Below are 2,114 nucleotides of genomic sequence, written 5' to 3' on the forward strand. Positions count from 1 at the left end.
CCCGGCGCCGACCGCGAGTCCCAACTCCGCCGGTCCCGTGCCCAGGTCGGGGCCGAGCCGCGGCGCCAACGCCGCCACCGTGAACAGGGGCAGCATCGACCAGGCCATGACCAGGGTCAGCAGCACGGTCGTGCCGCCCACCCGGTCTGGCGTCCTCGTCTCCTCCAGGCGGTCGGGGGTCATCGGCGCTCCGATACGGTCAGGGGGTATATGAGGTCCCGGTCAGTGTCTCATCCCGCTCGCGGGTCCGCTCCTTCGCGTCCGCCCCGACCGCCGCATCCGCCGCGTCCGCCCCCGCCGGGCCGCTCCTTCGCGCACGCCACCCGAGGACGGCGTCCACGGCCAGGAACACCAGCAGCGACACCCCGACCAGCGGCACCGCCCAGCCGACCGCCGCCAGCACGACCACGGTCACCGCCTTCAGCGGCAGGGGCAGCGCCCGGAAGGCACCGCGCGGGTAGGGGCGGCCGACCCCCAGCGCCCGCGACCGCGTGGGCCGCCGCTGCCACCACATCCGGTAGCCCCAGCCGACGACGGCCAGCAGACCCGCGGTCAGCACGGTCAGCACGACCTGGTTGGCCACCCCGAACAGCAGCCCCATGTGGGCGTCGATCCCCCACCGGGTGAACTTGGCCATCAGCGGGTAGTCGGCGAACCGCACCACGTCGGTGACCTCCGCCGTGTCCGGCGCGATCGCCGCGCTGTCCGCCCGCGTCGGCCAGAGCCGGTCGAGCTGCCGGACCACGTAGGGCGAGGCGGGCGTCTCGGGGTAGGCGATCTCGATCGGGCCGTCCAGACCGGCGTCCCGCGCGCTGGCCGACACGGCGTCCACGCCCAGATCCACGCCGGGTGAGGCGGGCGGGGCCTCCGCGGACACCGACGGGGTCGTCCAGGACATCCGTTCCCGCAGGTCGGCGATGTTTCCGCCCGCGTACTGCGACCACGTCATCCCGGTCGCCGACAGGAACAGCAGGCCCACCGTGATCCACAGACCGGTGGCGCCGTGCAGCGAGACCGACCGCGCCCGCCCCCGGGACGTTCCCGAACCGGGCACCAGCGCACGGCGCGCCCCGCCTCGCGACCGCCGCACCCGGGCGATCCACAGCGCGACGCCGCCCAGCGCGACCACCCACAGCCAGCTCGCCGCGAGTTCGCTGTACAGGCGTCCGACGTCGCCCAGGTGCAGGTTCCGGTGGAACACCTCGATCCACGTGCGCACGGGCAGCGCCCCGCTGGCGCCGTAGGACTCGGTCACCCCGAGCACGTCACCGTCGTAGGGGTCGACGAACACCGCCGCCCGCTGCCCCGAGCCCAACCCGGGCACGTCGAACAGCACCCGCGTGGCGTCCTCCTCGGTCGTGGGCGGACGCACCGCGTCGAGTTCGGCGTCCGGCAGCTCCTCCCGCGCCACCCGCACCTGTTCGTGGAGCGGCAGGGTCTCCCCGGCGGGTTCGACGCGCAGCAGGTCGGCGTAGGCGGCGTCCTCGATCTGCGGCGTCCACACGTACAGCAGTCCGGTGACCGCCGCGATCAGGACGAACGGGGCGACGAACACCCCAGCGTAGAAGTGCAGCCGCAGGACCAGCGGCCGGAGCGCCGTCCATGCCCCGCGCCGCGTCCGTTCCGCCGCGTCCTCGGGGGGTGTGCCTTCGGCCTGTTCCATGGCGGCGTTCTCCTCGTCGTCGGCGCGTCGCGCCGATGCTGGTGCTGTTCTCCCTGTTCAGGTCGTTCGCGTGGCCTGTCCGGTTCCCGCGCCGAAATGTTTGGCCCCGGGGGCGAGCGCGGCGGCGCCCGGCCCGAGGAAGCACAGGGCCGCGCACACGGCGAGTACCGCCTCGGTGCCGAACGCCTGCGTCGCCGGGGCGATCAGCGCCAGACCGACCGGTGCCAGGCCGTAGGAGAAGAGGAAGTCGAGTGAGGAGACCCGGGCGAGCTTGTCCGGCGCGACCTCCCTCTGGGCGGCGGTGAACCACGGCACGTTGAACAGCTCGATCCCGATTCCCGCGAGCACGTAGGCGGCGACCACCGTCCACGGGCTCACGGGGAACAGCAGGCTCAGCGGCGCGAACCCGTACAGCGCCAGACCGGCCAGCGCCGCCCATCCCCGGGAGGCG

Annotated in this window: 2 protein-coding genes and 1 pseudogene; all 3 read right to left on the reverse strand. The window is 74.0% G+C overall.

The features are described 5' to 3' along the window. On the reverse strand, positions 1–183 hold a 183-nt coding region (locus tag D471_RS33725), incomplete at its 3' end, for a hypothetical protein (RefSeq protein WP_040689097.1). A gap of 16 nt (positions 184–199) precedes the next feature. Then, entirely contained in the window at positions 200–1,663 is a 1,464-nt protein-coding gene (locus D471_RS0109910) for a PepSY-associated TM helix domain-containing protein (protein ID WP_017598475.1), read from the reverse strand. Positions 1,664–1,720: 57 nt separating this feature from the next. Then, positions 1,721–2,114: pseudogene (locus D471_RS33730) on the reverse strand (MFS transporter); the annotation flags it as partial.

Source organism: Nocardiopsis lucentensis DSM 44048, from assembly GCF_000341125.1.
GTDB classification, from domain to species: Bacteria; Actinomycetota; Actinomycetes; order Streptosporangiales; family Streptosporangiaceae; genus Nocardiopsis; species Nocardiopsis lucentensis.

Coding starts and splice junctions, on each gene's coding strand:
- D471_RS0109910 (WP_017598475.1), bottom strand. CDS start 1,663: ATGGAACAGGCCGAAGGCACACCCCCCGAGGACGCGGCGGAACGGACG.